The organism is Streptomyces sp. SID9727 (assembly GCF_010550605.1).
In the GTDB taxonomy this organism is placed as follows: Bacteria; Actinomycetota; Actinomycetes; order Streptomycetales; family Streptomycetaceae; genus Streptomyces.
In genome coordinates this window covers 36,936-58,368 of record NZ_JAAGNI010000233.1, presented here as the reverse complement: position 1 = coordinate 58,368, position 21,433 = coordinate 36,936, and the positions used below count along the sequence as shown (strand labels likewise).

At 69.7% G+C, this 21,433-nt stretch carries 25 protein-coding genes; 14 read left to right on the top strand and 11 right to left on the bottom strand.

Features of this window, described 5'->3' with window-relative positions; genetic code table 11:
* Positions 1-80: 80 nt before the first annotated feature.
* The 6 genes from G3I41_RS15055 to G3I41_RS15030 all read right to left on the bottom strand — a co-directional run bounded on the left by G3I41_RS15055 (position 81) and on the right by G3I41_RS15030 (position 4,706).
* Entirely contained in the window at positions 81-818 is a 738-nt protein-coding gene (locus G3I41_RS15055) for a methyltransferase domain-containing protein (protein ID WP_164400702.1), read from the bottom strand.
* A gap of 63 nt (positions 819-881) precedes the next feature.
* Positions 882-2,273 (bottom strand): hypothetical protein, encoded by a 1,392-nt coding sequence (locus G3I41_RS15050; protein ID WP_164400701.1) that lies wholly within the window; start codon positions 2,271-2,273, stop codon positions 882-884.
* A gap of 2 nt (positions 2,274-2,275) precedes the next feature.
* Positions 2,276-3,040: a hypothetical protein gene (locus G3I41_RS15045; RefSeq protein WP_164400700.1), complete on the bottom strand. Its 765-nt coding sequence runs from the start codon at positions 3,038-3,040 to the stop codon at positions 2,276-2,278.
* Positions 3,041-3,079: 39 nt separating this feature from the next.
* Positions 3,080-3,664 carry a CYTH domain-containing protein gene (locus G3I41_RS15040; protein WP_164400699.1) on the bottom strand — a complete coding sequence of 195 codons (585 nt, stop codon included), beginning with the start codon at positions 3,662-3,664 and terminating at the stop codon, positions 3,080-3,082.
* A gap of 152 nt (positions 3,665-3,816) precedes the next feature.
* Entirely contained in the window at positions 3,817-4,116 is a 300-nt protein-coding gene (locus tag G3I41_RS15035; protein WP_164247192.1) for a hypothetical protein, read from the bottom strand.
* Between the two features lie 80 nt (positions 4,117-4,196).
* Complete coding sequence (locus G3I41_RS15030) at positions 4,197-4,706, bottom strand: nucleoside-diphosphate kinase (protein ID WP_164400698.1); 510 nt, start codon at positions 4,704-4,706, stop codon at positions 4,197-4,199.
* Positions 4,707-5,112: 406 nt separating this feature from the next.
* Between G3I41_RS15030 and G3I41_RS15025 the strand changes: the two genes are divergently transcribed.
* Both G3I41_RS15025 and G3I41_RS15020 read left to right on the top strand, forming a co-directional pair.
* Complete coding sequence (locus G3I41_RS15025; protein ID WP_164247194.1) at positions 5,113-5,772, top strand: NUDIX hydrolase; 660 nt, start codon at positions 5,113-5,115, stop codon at positions 5,770-5,772.
* Positions 5,769-6,182: an NUDIX hydrolase gene (locus G3I41_RS15020; protein ID WP_164400697.1), complete on the top strand. Its 414-nt coding sequence runs from the start codon at positions 5,769-5,771 to the stop codon at positions 6,180-6,182. The genes G3I41_RS15025 and G3I41_RS15020 overlap by 4 nt, the downstream gene beginning before the upstream one ends.
* Before the next feature lie 196 nt (positions 6,183-6,378).
* On the opposite strand, the gene G3I41_RS15015 is transcribed toward G3I41_RS15020, so the two are convergent.
* Both G3I41_RS15015 and G3I41_RS15010 read right to left on the bottom strand, forming a co-directional pair.
* Positions 6,379-6,930, bottom strand: a complete 552-nt coding sequence (locus G3I41_RS15015; protein WP_164400696.1) for a GNAT family protein — start codon at positions 6,928-6,930, stop codon at positions 6,379-6,381.
* A gap of 25 nt (positions 6,931-6,955) precedes the next feature.
* Positions 6,956-8,302: a hypothetical protein gene (locus tag G3I41_RS15010; RefSeq protein WP_239081633.1), complete on the bottom strand. Its 1,347-nt coding sequence runs from the start codon at positions 8,300-8,302 to the stop codon at positions 6,956-6,958.
* Between the two features lie 255 nt (positions 8,303-8,557).
* On the opposite strand from G3I41_RS15010, the gene G3I41_RS15005 reads away from it, so the two are divergent.
* Positions 8,558-9,013, top strand: a complete 456-nt coding sequence (locus tag G3I41_RS15005) for an ATP-binding protein (RefSeq protein ID WP_164400695.1) — start codon at positions 8,558-8,560, stop codon at positions 9,011-9,013.
* 74 nt (positions 9,014-9,087) lie between these two features.
* Here G3I41_RS15005 and G3I41_RS15000 read toward each other — a convergent pair whose 3' ends face one another.
* From G3I41_RS15000 to G3I41_RS14990, 3 genes are all read right to left on the bottom strand, one after another.
* Positions 9,088-9,576 (bottom strand): SAM-dependent methyltransferase, encoded by a 489-nt coding sequence (locus G3I41_RS15000; RefSeq protein ID WP_164400719.1) that lies wholly within the window; start codon positions 9,574-9,576, stop codon positions 9,088-9,090.
* A gap of 207 nt (positions 9,577-9,783) precedes the next feature.
* Complete coding sequence (locus G3I41_RS14995) at positions 9,784-10,692, bottom strand: SUMF1/EgtB/PvdO family nonheme iron enzyme (RefSeq protein ID WP_343242132.1); 909 nt, start codon at positions 10,690-10,692, stop codon at positions 9,784-9,786.
* Between the two features lie 18 nt (positions 10,693-10,710).
* Entirely contained in the window at positions 10,711-11,493 is a 783-nt protein-coding gene (locus tag G3I41_RS14990) for an aminotransferase class IV family protein (RefSeq protein WP_203601069.1), read from the bottom strand.
* Positions 11,494-11,871: 378 nt separating this feature from the next.
* On the opposite strand from G3I41_RS14990, the gene G3I41_RS14985 reads away from it, so the two are divergent.
* The 11 genes from G3I41_RS14985 (at position 11,872) to G3I41_RS14935 (ending at position 21,363) form a co-directional block, all read left to right on the top strand.
* Complete coding sequence (locus G3I41_RS14985) at positions 11,872-12,267, top strand: DUF6415 family natural product biosynthesis protein (protein WP_343242131.1); 396 nt, start codon at positions 11,872-11,874, stop codon at positions 12,265-12,267.
* Positions 12,268-12,496: 229 nt separating this feature from the next.
* Positions 12,497-14,407 (top strand): glycoside hydrolase family 15 protein, encoded by a 1,911-nt coding sequence (locus G3I41_RS14980; RefSeq protein WP_164400693.1) that lies wholly within the window; start codon positions 12,497-12,499, stop codon positions 14,405-14,407.
* 11 nt (positions 14,408-14,418) lie between these two features.
* Positions 14,419-15,954: an ATP-binding protein gene (locus G3I41_RS14975; protein WP_203601067.1), complete on the top strand. Its 1,536-nt coding sequence runs from the start codon at positions 14,419-14,421 to the stop codon at positions 15,952-15,954.
* A 73-nt stretch (positions 15,955-16,027) separates the two neighbouring features.
* On the top strand, positions 16,028-16,540 hold the full coding sequence (locus G3I41_RS14970) for a roadblock/LC7 domain-containing protein (protein ID WP_164400692.1): 513 nt from the start codon (positions 16,028-16,030) through the stop codon (positions 16,538-16,540).
* A complete protein-coding gene (locus G3I41_RS14965) occupies positions 16,537-16,953 on the top strand; it encodes a DUF742 domain-containing protein (protein WP_164400691.1) in 417 nt (138 codons plus the stop codon). Before G3I41_RS14970 ends, G3I41_RS14965 begins: the two co-directional genes overlap by 4 nt.
* A 55-nt stretch (positions 16,954-17,008) precedes the next feature.
* Positions 17,009-17,593, top strand: a complete 585-nt coding sequence (locus G3I41_RS14960; protein WP_343242130.1) for an ATP/GTP-binding protein — start codon at positions 17,009-17,011, stop codon at positions 17,591-17,593.
* Positions 17,593-18,225, top strand: coding sequence for a GAF domain-containing protein (locus tag G3I41_RS14955; RefSeq protein WP_164400690.1), 633 nt, complete (start codon positions 17,593-17,595; stop codon positions 18,223-18,225). The genes G3I41_RS14960 and G3I41_RS14955 overlap by 1 nt, the downstream gene beginning before the upstream one ends.
* Positions 18,226-18,279: 54 nt before the next feature.
* Positions 18,280-19,533 (top strand): acyl-CoA dehydrogenase, encoded by a 1,254-nt coding sequence (locus G3I41_RS14950; protein WP_164400689.1) that lies wholly within the window; start codon positions 18,280-18,282, stop codon positions 19,531-19,533.
* Between the two features lie 128 nt (positions 19,534-19,661).
* On the top strand, positions 19,662-20,144 hold the full coding sequence (locus G3I41_RS14945; protein ID WP_343242129.1) for a DNA-binding protein: 483 nt from the start codon (positions 19,662-19,664) through the stop codon (positions 20,142-20,144).
* A gap of 83 nt (positions 20,145-20,227) precedes the next feature.
* Positions 20,228-20,791 (top strand): hypothetical protein, encoded by a 564-nt coding sequence (locus tag G3I41_RS14940; protein ID WP_203601065.1) that lies wholly within the window; start codon positions 20,228-20,230, stop codon positions 20,789-20,791.
* Positions 20,788-21,363, top strand: a complete 576-nt coding sequence (locus G3I41_RS14935) for a DUF6624 domain-containing protein (protein WP_164400687.1) — start codon at positions 20,788-20,790, stop codon at positions 21,361-21,363. Before G3I41_RS14940 ends, G3I41_RS14935 begins: the two co-directional genes overlap by 4 nt.
* Positions 21,364-21,433: the final 70 nt, after the last annotated feature.

Here is a 21,433-nt window from a genome sequence, read left to right as displayed (position 1 = left end):
CCTCGCAGCGAGCCAGGCCAAGATGTCATCCAGCCCTGCAGCAGTCTCTCCGGGCCCCGGGCCCGGAGAGAGCCTGTGGGCTACTTCGTGGCGATGACGTAGACGCTGCCCCAGCGGCGCTTCGGGCTGGCCATGCTGGGGTCGAAGGTCCAGGGCTCCACGGTGGTGAAGCCGGCCTCGGTGAAGAACTGGACGAGCTTCTCGTGGTCGTAGGCCCATAGGTGTGGGGTGTACGTGGGATCGTCGTCCTGGTCTCGGAAGACGAGGTTGACGAGGTCGAGACGGGTGTTGATGTCGGTGCGGCAGTCGCGCTTGGCGTACCAGCGCTCGATTGTCTCGTCGGAGGCGTCGAGGGGGCCGGGGTACTGGTTGAGGGCGAAGGCGGCGTCGGGGACGCCGGTGATGATCTGGCCGCCCGGCATGAGGACGCGGTGGGCCTCGCGGACGTAGTGCTTCGCGGAGCGCGGGTAGTCGATGTGTTCCAGGAAGTGTTCGGAGAAGATCTCGACGGTGCTGTCGTCCTGGAGGGGGATGCCTTCGCGGATGTCCCACAGGAGGTCGGCCGGCGGGACGAGGTCGATGTTGAAGAAGCCATCGATGCGGTGGCCTCCCCCGCCGATCTGGACCCGGTCGGGCTTGTCGTCGATGCGGCCGTTGGGCCAGGCGCGGCGACTGGCGTGGTGGTAGCGGTGGAGGGCGATCTCCTTGGCGGCGGTCCGGAGGGTGCGGGCGAGGCCGTGGGTGGTGGCGGGGTCGGCGAGGACGGAGGCGATCTGCTCGCCAAGGAGGTCGACGGAGGGCATGCTGGAGGGACTCATCACGGATCTCCTGCGTGTGAGGTTGCTCGGGGTGGGGTGGGCCGCGTGTGGCGGCGGTGGTGATCAGGCGGCGCTGGGCGCGGGGGCGGTCCACTGGTTGTTGCGCATGAGGGTGTACTTGATGTCCACCAGCCGCGGGGCGATGGTCAGCGCGAGCTCTTCGGCGGGGTGAAGGTGGTCGGCGTCGTCCTGTTCGGCGCGCCAGACGCGGTAGTCGAGGTCGGGGTAGGCCGGGTTGATGCCGATCTCGCCTTTGGGCATCGTGCCGTTAAACGGAGCCACGATGTCCATGTGGTTCCAGTAGTTCCAGGCTTGCAGCGCCTTGTGCTGGTCGAAGTAGAAGTAGAAGTCCGGATAGCGACCGAAGGTGCGCAGTTCCCGGTGGATGAGGTGGCCGAGAAGCGGTCCCAGCGGGGTGGCCAGCGAGTCGAACTCCCAGCGCGTGTGGTGCCAGGCTTCGGGGACCTCGTCGGCTGCGAAGAGGCGGGCGGCGACGAGGTAGCTGATCCGTTCGACCAGGTACGCGCTCGCGTGGTTGGTGTCGATGGTCGGGTCGACTCGGTGGATGAGCGCGGCCAGCTGCTTCGGGCGGGGACGGAACTTGGCCAGGTCGAACTTGCCTGCCATCGCTGGGAAGGAGGCAAACAGCATCTCCTTGTACAGCCAGTTGTTCAGCTCGCCGAGCTCGGCCAGGCGCCGGGTGTGCCGGGAGGCCGAGTGGAGCATCAGGTACTCGGCGACCGCTTCGAAGTACAGGTAGCCGAGAATCGGCAGCCGGGGGATCGTCTCGTCGAGCAGCTTGAGGAACGGCTCGGCGTCGACCCGAGTGCCCCGGTAGGCGACGCCGGCAGCGGTGGCGAGGAACGCGGATGAGTTCTTGACGCGGCTGACGACGGTCTCGCGCAGCTGGTGCCGTTCGTTCTTGCTCAGCAGGTATTCGAGGTGGCTGTAGATCTGTAAGTGGATGAGGCCCAGGCGCAGGTAGTCCACTCCGGCGAGTCCGCGGTACGCCTGCGGCGGGGTGTCGATCTCGAAGATCAGTGGGGTGGGGACGCGATCGGTGACGCCGAGCTTGGCCAGGAAGGCCGGCGCCTCCTTCGTCAGGACGTAGGAGCCGAGATTGTGCATCCGAAGCCCCTGGTCGGTCGCGGTCAGTGGCGCGCAGTAGATGCTGCCGACGAGGCATCCGCCCGACGGGTAGAGGACCCCCTGCTGGCCGATCTCCTCCAGGGCGTGGGTGACGTGCAGCAGGTGCAGCTTGCCGTTACCGCTCAGGGAATCGAAGAGGGCGTTCTGCCGCAGCAGGTGCCCGTTCGGTGTCTCCTCGGCGAGACGTCGGTCCCAGGTGGCGGTCTGGGTGGCGAGCGGACCGGTGTGGTCGGAGGGGCTGATGAGGGTGGAGTCGTAGAAGGCGTGGGCGTCGGCCCACAGGTGGTAGGTGTCGAGGAAGTCCATGGTCAGACCAGGCCCTTCTCGGCGAGTGCGTAGCGGACGGCCGCGGGACCGCTGGCCCCGGCGAGGTAAGCCTGCTCCGAGACCAGGACCAGGTCGAAGGCCAGCCCACCCAGTTGGTCGAAGGCGGGTTCGCGGACGTACCGGGAGTCGGGCCACCACTTGAGCTTGGGCAAGCGGTAGCGGTCCAGGGCGTCGGCGGCCTTGACCAGGTCGGTGATGCGCTCGGCGCGGGCGTGGTCGGCCTTGTTAGCGGCCGCGAACTCCTCGTAGGGGATGTCGTGCAGCCGTACGGCCGTGGCCGCCTGCACGATCCGCCGAGGCATGGCGGTGAGGCCGAAGTGGCCCCAGACGGTGTCGGCGTTCGCCGCGAGCCAGACGGCCGCGCGGGCGCCATGCCCGCGGTCGTCCTGGTCATGGCGTCGCTGGCAGTCGTGTACGGCGGCGGCGAGGATCGCTGTGGTGGTGTCGGCGTCGTCGAGGCCGTTCGCCTCGGCGAGGACGGCGGCGAGCGCCGCCGTCCTCATGGCGTGCCGCACGCCGTGGAGCGACGTGTACAGCCGGGGGTCTGCCCACCACCGCGTCGGCATTCCGCCGTGTGCGAGCAGTTCCTTCGACTGTGGGCGCAGGGCCGGTGTCGGCGTCGGCGGAAGGTCGGGCCTGTGGTCGCTGATCCACGTGATGGTCGCGTGGTCCATGTGCTGGTGGAGCGGGAGCTGCCCTCGGGCAGCCAGGTTGATCAGACTTGCGGTCAACGGGGTCGTGCTCACTCGTGCCCACCCCCTTGGTGGTCTCCGCGGTGATGCTCCCTACCGGATCGGCGCGGCCTGCTGTTCGCGCTCCTTGCGTTCCTTCTCAGCCGCCTCGAAGGCGGCGGTGAAGTCAGCCAGCTCCTGCTCCGTCATCAGGGTCACGCCGAGCGCCGTAGCGACGTCCGTGATCCTGGCCTCGGCCTCGGCTCGGGCGGCGTCCGAGGCGCCGTCTTCCAGCAGAACCTCGAACTCGGCGTGGTAGCCCCACGCCTCACTCCACTTGACCGCGATCTCGACGTCGTCGAAGCGGAAATTGTGACGGAAATTGAACGCCTCGTGCATCGTCGTCTCGAAACCGAGGGCGTTGAACACCTTCACTGCGGCGGGGACGTCGGCGGGGGCGATGGCGAACTCGGTCTCGGCGAAGGCCGCCCCCTGACCGATCTTGCTGCCCTTCAGGGTGATCTTGGCGGTGCCGCCGGCGGTGTTGTCGGTGACCTTCAGCAGCTGGTCGGGGAGCACGTAGAAGTAGATGTGTTTGTCGTCGGGGCCCAGGTCCTCCCCGTCCGCCTTCAGGCGGGTGACGAGCTGGTCGTGGATCTCCTTGGTGAAGCGGGCACGCATCTCGATCTCGACGGCCACGGGCCTATCTCCTCGTTTCGGGCATGGCGAGGCCAGCCGGGCCCTGTCGTGCGGGGGCTGTCCGGTCGGGCGCCGCTATGAGGTTGGTGGTCAATCTGGGGGATGCGGCCGATACGGGGGCCGGCCGCATCCCCCAGGTGAATCGGTAGGTCTCAGCCGAGGTCGCCGAAGCGCGCCTCGACGACACCCGCGTGCAGGTAAGTCGGCAGGGAGACGCCTCCCACCGACGTACGGGCGGTGGCGACCTGCTCCTCCGTCTCGCCGGGGAAGCCCTCCAGCAGACGCAGGCACTGCTCGACCCACTCACGCGACGCGGGCCAGTCACCCAGGTCGCGATGGCGTACGGCCAGGGCGTAGGCGGTCTCGGTGGCTGCCCAGCGGTCGGTCGCCAGCTCGCGCTGGAAGATCGACTCCAGCTCGTCGGTGGAGGCAAGGCGGGTCTGGTTGGTCATGGTGCCCTCTCGGTTCAAACGGTCGTGCCCCAGTGGTGATCAACGCCCAGGTATCCCTGCGGTGACGCCGTGACCCGCTGCTAGTAGGTGTAGATCTCGGCCAGCGTCTTGTAGTCCTGCAGTTCGCCCTTGTCGAACCACAGCTCCACCTCCTGCTGGGCCTCCTCCGCGTTTCCGGAGGCGTGTACGAGGTTCGCGACCGCCTTGCCCGAGGCGATGCTGGCCGCCGAGCTGTAGTGGGAGAGGTCTCCCCGCACCGTGCCGGCCGGAGCCTGGTTCGGGTACGTGCTACCGACGATCTTGCGGACCGTTGCAATCGCGTCGAAGCCTTCCAGCACTAGGGCGATGACCGGCCCCTGCTGCATGAACGTCGAGGTGACGTTGTAGACCTCGGCCCCCAGCCGCTCCTCCAGGTCGAAGTAGTGCTTGCGGGTGAACTCCTCGTCCATCCACTTCATTTTCGTGCCGACGATCTTCAGTGCGGCGTCCTCGAACCGCGAGATGATCCTGCCCGCCAGGCCACGCGCCAGCGCATCGGGCTTGAGCAGGACGAGCGTGCGCTCGACAGTGTGTGCCTGAACCTCGGCCATTAACTTCCTTTCGCCGTGCCTGAAACGAACGTGACGTGCTATCAGCCGTCGTCCGTTGAGGTTACCGGCGCTGACCGGGTGGTTCAGACGTGTGGGCAAGGCCCCGGGAGGGCGATCATCCGTGAGGAAGCGACGACCGGTTCGCCAGCGTCCCGATCTGGCCAACTTGCCATTACCTGCTATCCGCTGAGCGTGCGCACCTAGAATCTCCCTGTGGTCGTCCGATGCTCTCGCGCCTCTTGTTACGTCTCTCAGGAGCTGAGTTGCCGGCAGTGGCTCCTCGGCTTCCGGTGACTTCGATTCTTCCGAAGCTCTTCGCGCGAGGCCATGCAGTGCCGGTGCAGTGGGAGTGCAGTCTGGGCGGACGGGGTTCCTGCACTAAGACAGCGAAGAGGGGGCAATCCTCGTGGACGTGGTCGAGCGCTGGAGCGGCCGGTACGCGTGCCTGCTGCAGTCCGCTCTGCGGCTCGGGAACGAACAGTTCGCCGCTCACCTGGGCATCGCCGTCAGGACGGTAGCGGCCTGGCATGCCGATGCGTCTGTCATGCCTCGCCGGGAGATGCAGCAGCTGCTCGACACGGCGCATGAGCAGGCCCCGCCCGCCGCGCGTCAGCGCTTCGCGCTTCTGCTGGCGAAGGAGCAGGCACCGTCAGACTCGGTTCCACCCGGTGCGCAGGCACTGCGTGTGGCCATCGCGGTGGTCGTCCGCGACAGCGATGTCCTCCTGGTCTGCCGTCGGGACAGCGACGCCGCCGGGATCACCTGGCAGTTCCCGGCTGGTGTCATCAAGCCCGGCGGTAAGGCAGAGACCACCACGGTTCGCGAGACGTTGGATGAGACAGGGGTCCACTGCGCGGTACGCAAGCATCTCGGGAACCGGCTGCACCCAGCGACCGGCGTCCTGTGCGAGTACTTCCTCTGCGAGTACCTGGCAGGCGAAGCCACCAACAGCGACACCGCGGAGAACATCGACGTGATGTGGGTGCCCAGAAACGCGGTGCCCCGCTTCATCTCCGTCGATACGATCTTCCCACCCATCCTGGCCGCCTTGGAGGAGCAGACGTGACGCAGCAGACCACGGACGAGCGGCCGGGCATCGCCGCCGCCATCGTCGTTCAGGAAGGCCGTGTGCTCATGGTCCGCCGCCGGGTGAGCGAGGGTCAACTCTCCTGGCAGTTCCCCGCAGGCGAGGTCGAGCCCGGCGAGGAGCGCGAGGCCGCCGCCGTACGAGAGACCCAGGAGGAGACAGGGCTGATCGTGGAGGCGGTCAAGCTGCTCGGCGAGCGCGTCCACCCCAAGACGGGCCGCCTCATGTCGTACACCGCCTGCCAGATTGTGGGCGGCACAGCTCACGTCGCCGATACCGAGGAGCTGGCCGAGCTCGCCTGGGTCGCCCACAGCGACATCCCGGAGTATGTGCCGTACGGGCTGTTCGAGCCGGTACAGGACTACCTCGACGGGACCTTGTCCGCGTAAGCGGCTCCGGCTCCCGCCGGAGCCGCTACCAGAGGGCTCAACGGCTCCGGCCCGACATGGCTATCAGCCGCTCGACGGTGCACGCCTCACTGTGTGGCCCGTGCGGTCTTCTAAGCGATAGCCCCTGCGTGTGCGGCCCTGTATTGGACCGGGCACGCAGGGGCTATCGACACCGCAACGGGCAGTATCGGGCGGGTCAGGCAGAGGGCTTCCACTCCTCCGCCAAGATGCCGTGGACGACGGAGTCCCTCCACTGACCGCTGCGCAGAATGTGGCCACGGATGACGCCCTCTTCGACCATCCCGGCAGCGGCCATGGTGCGGGCAGATGCGTTGTTAAGCGGCGATCGGGCGCCCCAGACACGGTGCAGGCCCAGGTCAAGGAAAGCTACGGTGAGGAGCAGGTGAACGGTCTCCAGACCGTACCCGACGCCCCAGACGTCCGGGCGCAGCGCGAAGCCCATCGTAGCCGCACGCTGTTGGTGGGGGTCGACCGCCAGGCGACCGACTCCCACCAAGTCCTGCGTGTCCCGCTCCAAGACGGCCAGGCCGTACTCCGTGCGGGGCTCCGCCGCGGCGAAGGCGACCGAGCGGGCCACGATCTGGCTCACCTCGGTGCGGGTGCGCGGCTCGAACGAGAGGTGCCGCGTGGCCTCCGCGTTGCCGTAGACCGCGTGCACGCCGTCCACATCGCCGAATTCGGTCTCCCGCAGGGCGAGGCGGGCGCTGGAACGGGCGACAGGGTGCATGCCGGCGACTGTACCGGCGTGCCGCCTACCGGGGCAGGGCGGGGCGGTTGGGCTTGTAGAGCCCGATCTCCTCGTGCAGCTCCCGGCCGGTGGCCGCCTCCCGCAAGGGGCCGGTGGACAAGGCGTTGCGCACGCGGTGGACGGAGGTGACGATGCCGGCGTTGCGGTAGCTGGGGGGCAGGTCCAGCACGGGGCGAACGGCGTCCGCCGCGCCTTCGAGGTCACCGCCGTTGAGCCGGACCAGGGCCAAGTTGCACTGGGAGCCGGCGAGGTCGCCGAAAGCCCAGTTCGGGTCGTCCTTGTCGCTCAGGCCCTTCACCGCCTCCTCGGCGAGCCTTCCCAGCCGGTCGTCGCCTTGGCCCAAGAGGACAGCCGCCTCCACGTGGTAGTACCGCTGCTTGGGCAGGGAGTAGGTCAGCAGACCGCCCAGCTCGTCCAGCGCATCGGGGCTGATCGCCTCGCGGAGGCGTTCGGCGCGGACGGTGGCTTCCTGGACGGCCTCGGCGTCGCCGAGCACCGCGGCGGCGCGGGCTTCGAGGCCGGGCAGCCACACGGACACGCTCCCGCCTTGATGCCCGGCGGCTGCGCCCTGACGGGCAAAGTGGAGGGCGTCCTCGGGCTGCCCCGCCCAGTAGGCGATGAGGCTCTTCAGCCCGTCGACCAAGGCCACGAGTGCCGGTTCCTCGGCCTCGCGGGCACAGAAGCCGGCGGTGCGGGCCTGCATCCGGGCGGTCGCCGGGTCCCCCATGTCGTGGCTGCCCTTGGCCATCATGAAGGAGAGGATGGCGGCCATCCGCAGCAGCTCACGGGCCTGTGTGGGCCGGGCCCGCCCACCCTCGATGAGTCGGAAGGCGTCGTCCTGCGCCTGGGCCAAATCCTCCCACAGCTCGGGGAGGGGGACCCGCGGGTACTCCTGGGCGATGCGGGTCACCTCATCGCGGAGGAAGCCCAGTGTCTCCTCTCCCACCTGGTTGTTCTCGGCCCCCAGAGTGAACTGCATCGCGCGTCGCGCAGCCATCGCGCCCACCTTTCTCATCTCGCGCAGGTCCGTGCCGAGGTAGGCAGGGACGTCAATGTGTGGCGTGCCGGGCGCCGCGCCGGGAGTCGCTTGTGCGGCCGGCCCCCAGAGCTGGTCGATGCTGTGACCGAGCATGTGGGTCAGGACCCGCTGGAAGTCCTTCTGCGGCTTCCGAGCGGTGTAGTACCAAGCCTCGAAGGTGGCTGCCGCCGGCTCCAGCGTTGCCAGGTGCGGCATCCCATCGAGCTTGGCAACCTCCACAGCGGACTTCCTGAAGTGCCGCAGGAAGACGACGTGGTCCTTCCACGCGCGCCGGTCGATCTCGACGCGGAACAAGGTGGGTTGCACCGGCATTTGCCCTCCTCGTGCGCCAGCACGTCAACTCGGCTGACGCTAGACCGACTTCCACCCCAAGCTGCCCGGCCGGAGGCCCTTTCAGCAAGGTCGAGGGAAGCCCGATGGGATATCGCAGCTACCTCGGCAAAGCCCAGGCCAAGCCGAGGGAAGTTCGTGGGTGGTTTCGGTACGCGACCTTGGCCACGCTCATTGCAGTGATCGCGCAGAGTGCCGAAGTGATCACGGAGTCTGCGCATGACCTGGAGGCCAGAGATGAACTCGACGACGAGCACCCCTGCCCCACTTGTCGGGCAGGACTCCGAGAGCCGGCGCACCCGGCCATCGGCGTTGGGATTCGACGCCGCCTTCGCCCCCGAACGCTGCCGTGTCGCCAGCGCCCGCAGAATGACCACATCCCAGCTGCGCTTGTGGCGGGTACCCGAATCGTTGACCGCTGATGTCGTCGTAATCGTCTCCGAACTGGTCACCAACGCGATCCAGCACGGCTGCGGCGACATCAAGTTGCGGGTGCAGTGCAGCGTGGACCGCCTGCTGGGTGAGGTCAGCGACCAGAACTCCGCCCCTGCTCGGATGCGGCCCGTACACGACGAGGACACCCGCGGGCGTGGCCTGCACATGGTCGACCAGCTCGCCATGCAATGGGGCGTGAGCGACGACGGACTCACCACATGGGCGGCATGCGGAACTCCCGTTGAGACGCCGCGATGAGCATCCAGGACGGGCAGCCAGACATGGTCCGTGCCACCACAGCTAGCCTTCTCCTTGCACGTGTTGACATCGGCTTAGGACCGAGGACATCCGATCGCGTCTTCCCAGTAGGACGCGAGCATTTCTCCCGGCCAGGCTGGCTGACGGATGGGGCCTCGCGGGCCCATCTGCTCGAAGTACGGCGCGACGTCGAGGACGGGAGTCCCGTCGACAGCGTCGAGGTCCGTGACGATCAGGTCTCGGCCATCGACTCTGAGCAGCCGCGGGTAGCTGACCGCCAGTTGATTGGGTCGTCGGTGGTTGCGGTGGACGAAGGTCCCTGTGGCCGGCCAGCTCGCATTTCCTCGGGGGCTGCGCGCGTGCAACTGGACGTCCTCGGGCCGCGCCTGGTGAAAATGCCAGGTCACCGTCAGATGGGAGAACTCCTCGATACCCTGGAGCGTTTCGAGGGGATACGCCTCATTAAGTCGGATCACCGACTCAACCCCGCCCTGGTAGTCGTCCTGAATGCGGGTGTGGCCGCCGACGACTGTTGCGACTGCTCCGACCTCGTACGTCATCACCGGTTCAACATCCTCTCCTCGGGCGGTGTCGGTCCGCAGGCGGCCGTAGGGCATCGAACGACCGCGACGCGCTCAACCTACGGCTACAGGCAAGGCGCATACCCCTCTCCCGGGGCCCTTCTTGGGCTACCAACGATGCGGATTCCGCTAGTCCAGACGGCAACTGAGCTGCACGGAACGTTAGGCATCAGCGTCGACGCCTCCGAGCTAAGCGAGCGTGGCACAGCGGAATCCGGTGTCGTTGTCCTTCATCGACGCGGCGGCCGTGTTCTGCAGGGACGGAGCCGCGCGTTCGAACGGAGAGGTGAAGGCCGAACCCTTCAGGTGGTAGCGGCCGTTGTCAGGCTCCTCCTCGGTGGAGCACCACTCCCAGACGTTGCCGCAGAGGTCGAAGATGCCGAACGGGCTAACGCCGGACTGGTAGCGGGAGACGGGGGTCGTCGCGTCGATGCCGGCCTCGGCCGTGTTCGCCTTCGCGGCGGTCGGCTCGTTGCCCCAGGGGTAGATGCGCCCCCGTGGTCCGCGAGCCGCCTTCTCCCATTGCCGCGCAGTGGGCAGCGACTTGCCGGCCCAACGGGCGTACGCGGTGGCGTCGTGCCAGGTGACCCATACCACCGGATGGGTGGCCAGAGTGACGGGACAGTGGCCATCTGGCCAGTGCAGTGGTGGTCGGTGATTCGTGGCAAGCACGAACCTTCCGTAGTCCTCGTTGGTCGTCGGGTAGACGTCGATGAGGAACGGCTCCAGCCACACCGAGCGGTTGTCGGGCCCCGAGAGGTAAATGCCCTCTTCAACGAGGGCCATGACCTTTCCGTCGACCGGGTGCCGACGGGTACTCGGCTCCCTGCGCAGCAGTTCCTCGGCTCGTTCGTCGTGCTCGGCAGCGGCACGTTCGGTCAGCAGCGCAGCGAACCGCTGCTGGACGTCAGGTGGGGCTTGGGCCAGGAGCGTGTCAAGAGCTGCCTGGTTGTCGAGTCCGAGTTCGATGGTCTCCCCGCGTCGCTTCCACCGTGGGACCTGGCGCGGGTTCACACCAACCAGGTCGGCGAAGTCCTTCTGCTTCTTGCGCATGGCCATGCGCAGCAACTCGGCCTCTCGGCCGGTCCACCTGGTCACCCCCGCCACGATGTCGCCTTACAGGGTCTCGCCGGGGATCGACATATACGCCTCCTGCAACTGCCGCAGGACGGGATGGTCCACAGGGAACTCGGTGTCGTCGATCGCGGCGAGCGGCCGAACACCGATCGAGGTGTTCGTGGCGAAGGCAGCGACCATGCCCTTCGCCTGGTCCAAGGTGACCGTGGCCGCGCGGTGTTCGGCCTGCTGCTGGAGCAGGGCCATGGTGACGCCGGGCAGCACAGGAGCATCGGGCCACACCACGGTGCCCTCCTGGTCGACGAAGGCCACGTTCCAGGTTCCGCCCTCGGAGACAAAGCCGTCGCGGCCGACGAAGAGGGCGTCGTCGAAGCCTGCGCGCTGGGCTGCGCCTCGAGTGTGAAGAGCTCCGAACAGGCCGACGTGCTTCACCTGGGGGAGATCGCGCTCGTACACCAGGCTCTGCGCGCGCAGCGGCGCAGGAGGCAGTGCGCCGGCACCGCGTACGGACACGAGAACGTGCGGCTCGTTGGCGTCGGCCGGGTGCCCCATCTCGACCTTGGGGTCATAGATCGAAACGCGCACGACGCACGGCAGGGTCTGCCCCTCCAGCGCCTGGCGGACGTAGTCGCGCACACGGTCGGTATTCAGGGCTGCGTTCCACACGATCTCGCAATCCCGTACGAGGCGTTCCATGTGCAGCGTCAGGCCACGGATGCTCCCGTCGGTGTCGACGCGCATGGACGTGAAGTGCCCGACGTTGGTCAGCGCCAGGGAGAGCAGGTCGTCTGCGGATACGGGCTTGCCATCGAGAGTCGCCATGGCGCCCAGCATGGCAGGACCGCCCGGTCGAACGGCACCCCGATTCAGGTTACTGACGGGTCAACGTCATCTGGGAGTCATTCCCAAGCCTTCACGGCGAGGTGTTCGCTAGTCACCGCGCAGTCACTTCGAGTGATCGACGGCGAGGTCGGTGCCGCGTGCCACAACAGCGCCGTGTGCCGCCCACAGCTGCACAGCCCACCTCCGAGGACCCCGATGAGCCCTGCACGAGTCGCGGCCAGCCCTGGTTGGCCTGATGTGAAGAGGAGTAGCGCCATGCGCCTTTCGTTGGCCCCTCGCCGAGCCAGCGGCCAGTTCACGGGCGGGGCCGGGCGACAGGCGCCTGCTGCTGAAGCGCCGGCGGCGGAGCGTGATCACGTGGTGGCCGCGACAGAGACGGTGACGCTGGTGCTGGGCGAGGACTCGCCACTGCCCGAAAGCCCTGCCGATGTGGAGGACCTCGTACGCCTGCTGCGTGGCCACGTGGCCCAGCTGGGCGCACGCACCGTTCAGGGGACTTCCGCGTTGCTGCGGGCGCAGCAGCTTTGCTCCGAGAGCATCCCCGAGGGCTACATGCCGAGCAGGGTGTACCTGGTCAGACTCGCCGAGGCCACGCGCGAGCTGACGGCCCACGTAGCGAGCGGCGCTGCCGGCGCAGGCAGGGTGAAGGGTCGGTGGCACTGGCGAAAGCCCCCGGTCAACGTACTGCGTGGGGCCGTCTTCGCCCTCGCCCTGGCCTGCCTCGCCCTGGCTGCTTCGGTGCCGCGGACATGACGGTGACCGGTGCCGTCGTCATTGCTCTGGTCCTCGGGGCGATGGCCTGGCTGGTGCTGCGCGGCGATCGGGCCGCCAGACGGGCTCGGGCCGTCGAGAACCTGCCCCCGCCCGGCAGCGCTCCCCCTCACCACGGTGAGGACCGGCCAGCCTCCTGCCTACCGTCCCCGGCCGCTGCCGCGGCCCCCGATATCACCCTGCACCCGCAGGGCTCACGGAGATCCACACGATGAAACAGCTTCCACGGATCGAGCAGTACGGCCTGATCGGCGACACGCAGACCAGCGCCCACGTCCGTGACGACGGTTCGATCGACTGGCTGTGCCTGCCCCGCTTCGACTCGCCGGCCGTCTTCGCCGGCCTGCTCGGCACGCAGAAGCACGGCACCTGGCAGATCGCACCGGCCTCGTCCGTAAGCCGGGACGGTTCCGGGACGGTGGATGAGCGCCGGTACCGCGGTGACTCCCTCGTCCTCGAATCGCTGTGGCGCACCCCGACAGGGTCGGTCCGCGTCCTGGACTTCATGCCGCCGCGCGACGGTACCCCGCAGGTGATCCGCATCGTCGAAGGCGTGTCCGGCGTAGTGGAGATGGTCTCGGCCATGCGTCCCAAGCCGGGGTACGGCAGCGTCAGCCCGTGGATCCACGAGGTCGGCGGGCGCATGGTCGCCGAGGCCGGCGCGGACGCACTGTGGCTCGACACCTGCGTCCCGCAGGTGGAGAAGGATGGCGTCGTCGTCAGCGCCTTCGCCGTCGCCGCCGGGCAGAGCGTGGCCTTCGTGCTCAGCTGGTGCCCGTCCCACGCCGCCGCCCCGGACGTCCCCGACCCGGAGGCCGCGCTCACGCAGACGCTCGCCTTCTGGCAGGACTGGACGACGGAATGCACCTACGAGGGTCCCTACCGCGAGGCCGTGGTCCGGTCCTTGATCGCGCTCAAGGCGATGACGTACGGGCCGAGCGGCGGCATCGTCGCGGCGCCGACCACCTCCCTGCCCGAGCTGATCGGCGGCGACCGGAACTGGGACTACCGCTTCACCTGGCTGCGCGACGCCTCCACGACGCTGGCCGCACTGCTGGGCACCGGATACCGGCAGGAGGCACAGGCGTGGCGGCGCTGGCTGCTGCGTGCGGTGGCCGGCGACCCGGAGAACCTGCAGATCATGTACGGGCTCACGGGAGAGCGTGACCTGCGCGAGCGGGAACTGCCCTGGCTGCCCGGGTACGAGGGCTCGACTCCCGTGCGGATCGGCAACGGCGCGGCCGACCAGCTCCAGCTGGATGTGTACGGCGAGGTGATCGAGACCCTTTACCTCGCGCACCAGAGCGGTGTGGCCCACTGCGCCGACACCGCCGTGCTGCACCGGCGGCTCGTGGAGCACCTGTCCCGGCGCTGGAGGGAGCCGGACGAGGGGATCTGGGAGATCCGAGGAGCGCGTCGGCACTTCGTGCACTCCAAGGTGATGGCCTGGGTGGCCGTCGACCGCACCATCCGTCTGGCTGAAGCCGGCGCCCTCGACATGGACCCGGCTCCCTTGGTCGAACTGCGAGCAGCGATCCACCACGAGGTCTGCACCGAGGGCTTCGACCCGGTACGCAACACCTTCACGCAGTCCTACGGCTCCCAGGAACTGGACGCCGCCACGCTGCTGATCCCCCGCGTCGGCTTTCTGCCGCCCGACGACCCGCGCGTCGTCGGCACCGTGGACGCCGTATGCCGCGAACTCTCCACCCCTGACGGTCTCGTGCGCCGATACCCGACTCGCGGCGAGCGCACCGGGGTGGACGGGTTGAAGGGTGATGAGGGCGCCTTCCTGCTGTGCTCCTTCTGGCTCGTCGACGGCCTGGCCCTGACCGGCCGCATCGACGAGGCCCGTGCCCTGTTCGAGGGCCTCTTGGAACTGCGCAACGACCTCGGGCTCCTGGCGGAGGAGTACGACCCCGTCCAGCGGCGCCAGCTCGGGAACTTCCCGCAGGCGTTCAGCCACATGGGACTGATCGAGAGCGCCCGGCTCCTTCAGGTCCTGACGGCGGGACCCTCCCACCGCCACGGCTCGGTCTCGGTGCCAGCGCCGCGCTCGGCCGCATCCAGCACGCGCACGACCAGCCCCGACCTGATGCCGCAGCACGCCACCCACGCCTGACGAGGATCCTCATGCCTGACAGCGCCTTCCCGGCACGGCCGGCCGCCACCGACCACCGCAGACGGCGGCCTCCGGTCGACGCGATCACGCTGCACCGTGCCCGCCGCGCCGTGGCCGTGCCCCTGGTACTCCTCGGCACGTTGCTGGTAGCAGCCTTCGCCCTCCGGTCGCTCTCCGCGGTGGGCCCCGGCTGGCTCCTGACCGGTCTGGTCTGCGGGCTGGGTGGGGTCGCCGCCATCGCGGCTCGCCAGGCACGCGCCTTCGCCCAAGCTGTGCAGACGGCAGCAGAGGAAGCCCAGGCAGCAGCGCAGACGGCCGTGGAGGGGGCTCGGGCAGCGGCGCTGGCGAGGGTGGCGGAGGCGGCGGCGGCCGTCGAGAAGTCGGTGCAGTGGTCGGCGGACGAGCTGTGCCGCGGCGGGCGCCCCACGCTGCAGGCCCCCCAGACGCCGCCACCGGCCGGCGCGAACGACGGCATCAACAACGCGCTGGGTGCACTGCAGGTGCAGGCCATCGCCTCCCTGATACGCGTTCACGACGAGTCTCAGTCCGTCGTCCTGCTGGAAGTGCTGCGCCGCCTGGCCATGCGCGAGCACGCCCTGGTCGGCAAGGCACTCCAGGCGCTGAGTCGGCTGGAGATGCTGACCGACGACCCGGAGCTGCTGGCCAAGATCTTCGAGATCGATCACCTCGTGACGCGGATGCGGCGTCAGGTGGAGAGCACGGCGGTGCTGGGCGGGCAGTCCCTGCGCAGCACACGTCAGCCCGTGCCCGTCACCACCACGCTGCGCGGTGCGGTCTCCGAGGTCGTGCAGTATCCGCGCGTGGCCGTCGCCGCCGGGTCGGTAGGCGCCGAGCTCGGCCTTCCCGGCCATGTGGGTCCGGACCTCACTCACCTGCTGGCAGAGCTGATCGAGAACGCCTGTGAGAGCTCTGACCCGGCGACGAAGGTGATGGTGCGTGCGCAGCGGGTGGCGAACGGACTGGCGGTCGAGGTCGAGGACCGGGCCATGCCCATGCAACCGCAGACGCGGGCACAGATGAACCACCTCCTGAAGGCGCCGAGCGAGGTCGACGTGAGCGGCCAGGTGCGGGCCGGGCAGCTCGGGCTGCTGGTCGCGGCGAAGATCGCCGAATCGCACGGTTTCTCCGTCGTGCTGCAGGAGAACGCAACCGGAGGCACCACCGCCCTCGTCGTCATCCCCGGGCGACTCCTCGTCGCGATTCCCCCCGTCGAGGACGCCGGCATGCCCGCGGAGCAGCCTCGGTCCGCCCTTCCGCCGGTGCGGCAGACCACCGCAGCCCCTTCTCCAGGCCAGGCCGCCCGCCCCGGTCCCCCCGGCACACCAAACCTCGCGGCGGCAGGTCATCCGGGGAGCGCGCCCGCCCTGCCAACCCGCACCCGTCAGGCCGGCGCGTTCCGACCACCCCGCGAGCAAGCGCCCGTGGCCGCGCCAACGCCGGGGCTGGCCGCCGCCTTCCGTTCCGGCATCCAGGCCGGCGGCACCACCCCCTCTCGCCCTGCTCCGGACGAGCACCCCAACCCCTGAACCATGCACGGCCCCCCTTCCTGCAGGCCCACTCCCACGCGTCGGGCCCTTCCCCCCTTCTGGAGCGATCCCTATGAGCACCCACCACGAGACCGGCACCGTGACCGGCGTGTCCGCGTCCGAGAGCAGCCCGAGCGGCCAGCGGGACAACATGGCCTGGTTGCTGCGTCAGTTCGCCGACGACACCCCGGGCGTCACGCACGCCGTCCTGCTGTCGCGGGACGGGCTGCGTCTGCTGGACAGCGACGTGGACAAGGACTGGGCGGACGAGCTGTCGGCCGCCATCAGCGGCGTCGCCTCTCTCGCCTCGAACATCACCGGCCCCAGCCACCAGAAGCGGCCGGCCCGGCAGGTCATCATCGAGCGGGACGACTGCCTCTACTTCGTCCAGAGCGCTGGACGCAGCGCCGCCTTCGACAAGACCCCCGGCGCCGAGCGCGGTGAGGTGGAGACGATCCTCGCCGTCGTCGCCACCACGGACGCCGACGTGGGCTCCGTGGGCTTCGAGATGGGTCGCCTCGTGTCGAAGTTCGCCCCGTACATGGCGATTCCCGTCCGGGTCGGCACGAGCGGCGACGTCCGGTGACCTGGGACGACCGCGCGGCCGAGGAATCGACGTTCGTGCGGACCTACACCCTGACGCGCGGGCGCACCAAGCCCAGGCATCTGCTCGGTCTGGACACGGTGCTGGAAGCGGGGTCGGGCCGGCCCGGCCCGGCACAGGCCGAGGAGTGCGCGGAGATCCTCGCACTGTGCCGGGCACACCGACGGTCGGTGACCGAACTGGCGGGCCGCCTCGGCCGACCGGTCACCGCCGTCAAGGTCCTCGTCTCCGACCTGCTGGACGCCGAAGCCCTGGTCGTCCCCGTCACCGCCCCCTATGCCGCATCCGACTCGGACTCGGATACGGGTCGCCCCTCCACCCAGCTGCTGGCGGCCGTTTCCGCCGGCCTGAAGAGGAAGTTCCCCCATGCCACCCGCTACCCCCAGGCCGGATGACTCCCGCGTGCTCCTGCGTCCTTCACCGCCCCCGCCCGCCGGCACCGCGCCGATCGTGCTGAAAATCCTGATCGCCGGGGGCTTCGGCGCGGGCAAGACCACCGCCGTGGGCGCCGTCAGCGAGATCACGCCGCTGAGCACCGAGGAGTACCTGACCGAGGCCAGCGCAGACGTGGACAGCCTGGCCGGCCTGGAAACCAAGCGGACCACCACGGTCGCCTTCGACTTCGGCCGCCTGAGCCTGCCCGACGCGCCCATGCCCCTAGAGCTGTTCTTGTTCGGCACGCCGGGCCAGGACCGGTTCGTCGACCTCTGGTACGAACTGGCCCGCGGCGCCGTCGGAGCGGTCGTCCTGGTCGACACCCGCCGTCTGGAGAGCAGCTTCACCCCCGTCAGCTTCTTCGAGGACATCGGTCTGCCCTTCGTCGTCGCCGTCAACCACTTCGACGGCGCCCACCGCTACCACTCCGAACAGGTGCGCACCGCCCTCGAACTCCCCGCATCGGTACCGGTGGTCGCCTGCGACGCCCGCGACCACAACCACGTCGCCGGCGTCCTTCTCACCCTCGTCGGCCACGCCGAGACCCGCACCTCCGCCGGGCGCGGTTACCCCGCACCCACCACCCTCCAGGAAGCCTGATGTCCCAGCACCCCTACCGCACGCCGCAGGCCGCACCGCCCGCGCAGTCTCTTCCGCGACGCGACATGCGGGAGGCCGCACGCGGCCCCTTCACCCCGCCGGACACCGCCCTCCCCAGCCAGTCAGCCCAGCAGGCGCCAGAGCTGGCGCAGCGCTACGAACTGCTGCACCGCCTGGGCGTTCCCACCACGGCCGACGAGGACTTCGACGACCTGGCCCAGAACATGGCCACACAGGCCGGGTTCCTGTACGGGTTCGTCAACCTGTTCCTGGAGGAGCAGACCTTCGTCGGGCTGCACCAGCCGCCCGCGGACAGCGGGTTCGTCATCGTCGGCCGCACCATGAGCCGCGATCACGGCTGGTGCCCGGAGGTCATGGCGCGCCGGAAGGCACTGCCGCTGCACGACGTGCACGCGTCCCCGCGCTTCAGCGGCAACGCGGTGGTCGACGCCGTCGGGATCCGCTCCTACTTCGGCGCCCCGCTCATCCACGCCAGCGGCACCGTGCTGGGCACGGTGTGCGTCATCGACCCCGAGAAGCGGCCCCTGGCCGAAGCCCGCCGGCTGCGGGACATCGTCATCAACGCCAGTGCGCAGGTGATGGACCACATCGCCCGCGCCCCCGCCCGCTGACCCGTTCCCCCCACCCGCTCCGCGTTGCGACCTTCACCCAGGGAGAGGGAGACCATGTCCGCCACACCCACCGCACCGCCGCCTTCGCTGCGTCCCTACCTCACCGCCCGCCACGACCTGCTGTGGCAGGAAGCGGACGCCTTCGCGGCCGAACACATCGCGCCGCGCGCTGCACGGATGGAGGCCGCCCCGGGCAAAGTGGAGCGCAAGGCCGCCGACCTGATGGCCGCGCGGGGCTGGTTCGCCGTCACCGTCCCGGCCGCCTTCGGCGGGCTGGACGCCGGCCACGTGGCCAGGACCATCCTGATCCACCGCATCGCGCGGGTCTCAGCGGCTGCCGCGGCCATCCTGCAGGCGACCCTGATCCCCGTCGGCGCCCTCCTCCACTTCGCCACCTACGAGCAGAAGGGCCGCTGGCTGCCCCGGCTCGCGGACGGTTCCCTGCTGCTGTCGATCGCCGTGACGGAACCGCTCGCCGGCGGACACATCGGCGGCATGGCGACCACCGCCGAACGCGCCGGCCACGAGTGGGTGATCACCGGCAGCAAGATCCACATCGGCAACAGCCACCTCGCCGGCGCCCACCTCGTCGTCGCCCGCACCGCCGGGCCCGGCATGAGCACCTCCCAGGCGCTGACCGCGTTCATGGTCGAAGCCGACCGCCCCGGCCTGTCCGTCCCCGGCCACCAGGCCGCTCTCGGCCTGCACGGCTTCTCCGCCGGCCGCCTCGACCTCGACCACGTTCGCGTTCCCGAGGACGCCATGGTCGGCGAAGTCGGCCAGGGCCTGGCCGTGGCCCAGAGCAGCAGCATCCTGTACGGCCGATCCAACCTGGCCGCCGTCAGCCTCGGCATCCACGAGGCCGTCGTGGACACCACCACCACGCGGCTCAAGACCCGCCCCCGCTACCGGGGCACCCTGTCCGACCTGCCCGTTCTGCGGGACCGCATCGGCGCCATGGAGGCCCGCCTGCGTGCCGGCCGGATACTCGCCTACCAGGCGGTGCACCTTCTCGACCAGGGCCTGCCCTGCGACGCCGACCTGATCAACTCCAAGTACCTCGGCCACCAGTGGGCCGCGCAGTCCGCCCAGGACGCCATGGAACTGCACGGCGCCCACGCCCTCGACGGCGCGTACGTCCTCCAGCGCTTCTGGCGCGACATCCAGCACACCTACCCACCGGCTGGCACCGGCGAAGTACAGCGAATACGCCTGGCGGACGCCGCCTTCGACGAGGACCACGTCCAGTGGTCCGAACGCCTGGCAGCCGAGGCCGCTTGGGCCCGCCCCGATCCGACCGCCGCCTAGACCCCCGTGCGCGGCACCCCGTGAATCCGCACCGCCGCGCACGGGCCCGTGCCGCCGGCCCCCGTCCCCCGCGGGGACCGGCGGCACCTCCCCCGGTGACCGCGCAACCAAGCCGAGAAAGAGCCATCGTGACCCCGTCCAAAACAACCAGCGCACCCATCACCCCGCTGACGCCGACCCTGCTGCGCGTCGCCCAGCACCTGACACGCGGCCTCGCGCCGAAGGAGATCGGCGCACAGACCGGGCTGTCGGCCGAAACCGTCCGCCAGTACATGCGCGACATCCGCGAGAGCCTTCACTGCCCGCCGCGCTGCAAGCCCCCGGTGATCGTGCACCGCCTGTTCGCCACCCAGCAGGCGGCCGTTCCCACGGCCGACCGGCCGGCGCCGCAGTTCAGCCCCGAGGATCTGCTGCTTGTGCGAGCCGTCGCCGAGCACAGCGACCCCCGCGACGTCGCCCTCGCCGCCAAGCTCGCCCCCGCCGACCTGCGCGCCGCGCTCGACCAGCTGCTCGCCGATGCGGGCGCCAAGGACACCACCCAGCTGGTCATCCTGGCGCACGGATGGAACCTGCTGACGGCCGAACCGGCGCGCGTCGGAGCGAGCCAGTGAACGGGCACCCGGCCTCCACGACCCACCAGGGCCGGCCAACCGCGCCACCCTTCACCACGCCGCCCTTGGCCGCTGTGTACGAGATGCGCACGTTACGCACGGACGCCGAGCGCGAGGAGGCCGCCGCCCTCGTTCAGGACCGCCAGCGCTGGCTCGCCATGCGCAGGCTTTCCGTGCCCGCGCAAGCCGACGTCCCGGCCCTCTTCCGTTACCCGCAGGCGAAGCCGGCCGGGCTGTTCGAGGACGGGAAGCTGCTGGCCTGCCTGATCCCCGAGCGCGACCCCGGCCTCGGCTGGGGCGAGGGTCCTTGCCTCTTCCTCGGCTGCGTCCACACCCTGCCTGACCATCCCGACGACATCATGCGGTTGGTCACCCTGTGGGCCTCCGACTTCGCCGCCTCGCAGGGCCTGCCCGCCGTACGTGCCGAGGCCCTGGCTCGGCACTCACTGGATGCCGACCCCATCGCCGCCCTTCTGCGTCGGCTCACCGACATGGGCTGGGTCATCCGGGGTTCCGGGACAGGACGCGAGGGTGAGCGAGTCGCCCGCCTCGAACTGGCCGCCGAGCACCGGCCCGGACTGAGCACCCTCATCGCCTGCCGCGTCCACGCACCGGAGACGGCCCCGGACGATCGGGGCAGCGCATGACGACCTCCGTCCCCCAGCGCCCCGACCTCACCCGCGAACTGATCGCCCGCGCAGCCCAGTCGGCCGCCCACCGGGCGAAACGAGTACGCAACCAGCTCGACGCCGTCCAGGTGGGCCAGGGCCGTCATACCGACCACGCCAACGCCAAGATCCTTGGCCGCATCCTGGCCGATCACGACTGGCCCGGCCATCGTCTCGTCGGCCCCGACGGAGCCCGCGCCGCCTGGAGCATCGCCCTGCACAGCGACGACGATCCCGCCTTCCAGCGCGCCGCCACCACCCTGCTCGGTCGCGCGGTCCGAGCCGGCGACGCCCTGGTTGTGCACTGGGCCCACCTGCACGACCGCGCGCTCGTCACCAGCGGACGCGACCAGGAGTACGGGACCCAGCTCCTGCTGAGCGCCGACGGGATCGAGCTGTGCCCGCTGACCGCGCCGGCGTCGGTCGACGCACGCAGGGCCACCGTGGGCCTGCCTCCCATCGCTCTCGCTCTCAAGGCGGTGCGCCGCCGCTACGCGGCAGACAGTTGCGCCGACGAAACCCCGACCGTCGTCCTCGCGGGGGTCGCGTGAACACCCGGACCCCCGGGCTCTCCACCAGGCGGCCTGCTGGCCGCGGCTTGGCTTTGAGAAAGGACTGTTG

Bases quoted from the DNA above. Each gene is read 5' to 3' on its own strand.
- G3I41_RS15030 (WP_164400698.1), bottom strand. From the start codon at position 4,706: ATGGCCGAGGTTCAGGCACACACTGTCGAGCGCACGCTCGTCCTGCTC.
- G3I41_RS14975 (WP_203601067.1), top strand. From the start codon at position 14,419: ATGCCTGACAGCGCCTTCCCGGCACGGCCGGCCGCCACCGACCACCGC.
- G3I41_RS14990 (WP_203601069.1), bottom strand. From the start codon at position 11,493: ATGGCGACTCTCGATGGCAAGCCCGTATCCGCAGACGACCTGCTCTCC.
- G3I41_RS15015 (WP_164400696.1), bottom strand. From the start codon at position 6,930: ATGCACCCTGTCGCCCGTTCCAGCGCCCGCCTCGCCCTGCGGGAGACC.
- G3I41_RS14980 (WP_164400693.1), top strand. From the start codon at position 12,497: ATGAAACAGCTTCCACGGATCGAGCAGTACGGCCTGATCGGCGACACG.
- G3I41_RS14970 (WP_164400692.1), top strand. From the start codon at position 16,028: ATGAGCACCCACCACGAGACCGGCACCGTGACCGGCGTGTCCGCGTCC.
- G3I41_RS15035 (WP_164247192.1), bottom strand. From the start codon at position 4,116: ATGACCAACCAGACCCGCCTTGCCTCCACCGACGAGCTGGAGTCGATC.
- G3I41_RS14935 (WP_164400687.1), top strand. From the start codon at position 20,788: ATGACGACCTCCGTCCCCCAGCGCCCCGACCTCACCCGCGAACTGATC.
- G3I41_RS15010 (WP_239081633.1), bottom strand. From the start codon at position 8,302: ATGCCGGTGCAACCCACCTTGTTCCGCGTCGAGATCGACCGGCGCGCG.
- G3I41_RS14950 (WP_164400689.1), top strand. From the start codon at position 18,280: ATGTCCGCCACACCCACCGCACCGCCGCCTTCGCTGCGTCCCTACCTC.
- G3I41_RS15005 (WP_164400695.1), top strand. From the start codon at position 8,558: ATGAACTCGACGACGAGCACCCCTGCCCCACTTGTCGGGCAGGACTCC.
- G3I41_RS14940 (WP_203601065.1), top strand. From the start codon at position 20,228: ATGCGCACGTTACGCACGGACGCCGAGCGCGAGGAGGCCGCCGCCCTC.
- G3I41_RS14955 (WP_164400690.1), top strand. From the start codon at position 17,593: ATGTCCCAGCACCCCTACCGCACGCCGCAGGCCGCACCGCCCGCGCAG.
- G3I41_RS15055 (WP_164400702.1), bottom strand. From the start codon at position 818: ATGAGTCCCTCCAGCATGCCCTCCGTCGACCTCCTTGGCGAGCAGATC.
- G3I41_RS15050 (WP_164400701.1), bottom strand. From the start codon at position 2,273: ATGGACTTCCTCGACACCTACCACCTGTGGGCCGACGCCCACGCCTTC.